This window comes from Oligella sp. HMSC05A10 (assembly GCF_001808335.1).
Lineage (GTDB): Bacteria > Pseudomonadota > Gammaproteobacteria > Burkholderiales > Burkholderiaceae_B > Oligella > Oligella urethralis.
The window spans coordinates 1-3,115 of record NZ_KV792854.1 but is presented as its reverse complement, the minus strand read 5'-3'; the positions used below and the strand labels follow the sequence as shown (position 1 = coordinate 3,115).

Genomic DNA, 3,115 nt, shown 5'->3' with positions numbered 1-3,115 from the left:
TTTTTTATTTAGCGGCACTTGTCTTCTAACTTACTGAGTTATAGGATCAAGCCGCACGGGCAATTAGTACTGGTTAGCTACATGCATTGCTGCACTTCCACACCCAGCCTATCAACGTCCTGGTCTCGAACGACCCTTCAGGGAGGTCTAGCCTCCGGGATACCTTATCTTCAGACGAGTTTCCCGCTTAGATGCCTTCAGCGGTTATCTCTTCCGTACATAGCTACCGGGCAATGCCATTGGCATGACAACCCGCACACCAGCGGTACGTCCACTCCGGTCCTCTCGTACTAGGAGCAGCCTCCGTCAAGTATCCAACGCCCACGGCAGATAGGGACCAAACTGTCTCACGACGTTTTAAACCCAACTCACGTACCTCTTTAAATGGCGAACAGCCATACCCTTGGGACCGGCTACAGCCCCAGGATGAGATGAGTCGACATCGAGGTGCCAAACACCGCCGTCGATATGAACTCTTGGGCGGTATCAGCCTGTTATCCCCAGAGTACCTTTTATCCGTTGAGCGATGGCCCTTCCATTCAGAACCACCGGATCACTTTGTCCTGCTTTCGCACCTGTTCGACGTGTCAGTCTCACAGTCAAGCACGCTTTTGCCAATGCACTATCAGCACGATTTCCGACCGTACCTAGCGTACCTTCGAACTCCTCCGTTACCGTTTAGGAGGAGACCGCCCCAGTCAAACTACCCACCACACACTGTCCCCAACCCGGATCACGGGCCAAGGTTAGAACCATCAACAAACCAGGGTGGTATTTCAAGGACGGCTCCAGCGAAACTAGCGTCCCGCCTTCAGCGCCTCCCACCTATCCTACACAGGCCGGTTAACAATCCAATGTGAAGCTATAGTAAAGGTTCATGGGGTCTTCCCGTCTAGCCGCGGGGAGATTGCATCGTCACAACCATGTCAACTTCGCTGAGTCTCAGGAGGAGACAGTGTGGCCATCGTTACGCCATTCGTGCAGGTCGGAACTTACCCGACAAGGAATTTCGCTACCTTAGGACCGTTATAGTTACGGCCGCCGTTTACTGGGGCTTCGATCAAGAGCTTGCACCCCATCACTTAACCTTCCAGCACCGGGCAGGCGTCACACCCTATACGTCCACTTTCGTGTTTGCAGAGTGCTGTGTTTTTAATAAACAGTCGCAGCCACCGATTCACTGCGGCCCCTTCACGCTTTAACACGCTACCAGGGCATACCTTCTCCCGAAGTTACGGTATCAATTTGCCGAGTTCCTTCTCCTGAGTTCTCTCAAGCGCCTTAGAATATTCATCCCGTCCACCTGTGTCGGTTTGCGGTACGGTCATGTTCAAACTGAAGCTTAGAGGTTTTTCCCGGGACCACTGCCTACAACTTCAGAGCCGTAGCTCCTTCGCACCAATACCTTGAATTACGTGGCCGGATTTGCCTAACCACCTTCTTAGTACCAGTCACGGGCTCTTCCAACCGCCCGCTCGCATTTCGCAATCCGTCACCCCATCGCATTTGAACACGGTGCTGGAATATTAACCAGCTTCCCATCAGCTACGCATCTCTGCCTCACCTTAGGGGCCGACTCACCCTGCGCCGATGAACGTTGCGCAGGAAACCTTGGACTTACGGCGAGGGGGACTTTCACCCCCTTTATCGCTACTCATGTCAGCATTCTCACTTCTGATACCTCCAGCAAGCCTCTCGACTCACCTTCTCAGGCCTACAGAACGCTCTCCTACCACGTGATTAAATCACGCCCGCAGCTTCGGTAACCGGCTTAGCCCCGGTACATCTTCCGCGCAGGACGACTCGATCAGTGAGCTATTACGCTATCTTTAAAGGGTGGCTGCTTCTAAGCCAACCTCCTGACTGTCTATGCCTTCCCACTTCGTTTCCCACTTAGCCAATTTTAGGGACCTTAGCTGGCGGTCTGGGTTGTTTCCCTCTCGACAACGGACGTTAGCACCCGCTGTCTGACTCCCACGCTCGACTTGTCGGTATTCGGAGTTTGCCATGGGTTGGTAAGTCGCTATGACCCCCTAGCCATAACAGTGCTCTACCCCCAACAGCCATACGTGAGGCACTACCTAAATAGTTTTCGGAGAGAACCAGCTATTTCCGGATTTGTTTAGCCTTTCACTCCTATCCACAGCTCATCCCCTAATTTTTCAACATTAGTGGGTTCGGTCCTCCAGTGCGTGTTACCGCACCTTCAACCTGGCCATGGATAGATCATCCGGTTTCGGGTCTACATCCAGCGACTATGCGCTCTATTCGAACTCGCTTTCGCTACGCCTGCCTTAATCAGTTAAGCTCGCCACTGAATGTAAGTCGCTGACCCATTATACAAAAGGTACGCAGTCACCCCCTTTAAAGACTCTCTCGTAGCTAGCTCACTACGTTACACGTAGCTAGTTCACTACTTAAAATCGCTTTTGATGTGGCGTGCCGCCACACCGAAAGCCCTTAAAGGGGGCTCCTACTGTTTGTATGCACACGGTTTCAGGTTCTATTTCACTCCCCTCCCGGGGTTCTTTTCGCCTTTCCCTCACGGTACTGGTTCACTATCGGTCGATCACGAGTATTTAGCCTTGGAGGATGGTCCCCCCATCTTCAAACAGGATTTCACGTGTCCCGCTCTACTTGTCTGACGCTTAGTACCACCTAACGTATTTCGTCTACAGGGCTATCACCTACTACGGCCAGCTTTTCCACGCTGTTCGACTATACATTAGACTATCTCGTCTAGGCTACTCCGGGGTCGCTCGCCACTACTGCCGGAATCTCGGTTGATTTCTTTTCCTCGAGCTACTTAGATGTTTCAGTTCGCTCGGTTCGCCTCGTATCGCTATGAATTCACGATACGATACTGACTTACGTCAGTGGGTTTCCCCATTCGGATATCTACGGATCAATGCTTATTTGCCAACTCCCCGTAGCTTTTCGCAGGCTATCGCGTCCTTCATCGCCTGTGATCGCCAAGGCATCCACCATGTGCACTTAGTCACTTGATCCTATAACTTAATAAGCTATAGTCACTCTAGATGCTGCGCCTTTTACTCCGCAACACCCAGCTCTTTACTTGAGTTAACGTTGTGCCGCTCATCAAATGGTTATTCTT

At 51.8% G+C, this 3,115-nt stretch carries 1 rRNA gene; it reads right to left on the bottom strand.

Features of this window, described 5'->3' with window-relative positions:
- Positions 1-42 precede the first annotated feature (42 nt).
- Positions 43-3,008: ribosomal RNA gene (locus HMPREF3144_RS01535) — 23S ribosomal RNA — on the bottom strand.
- Between the last annotated feature and the right edge of the window lie 107 nt (positions 3,009-3,115).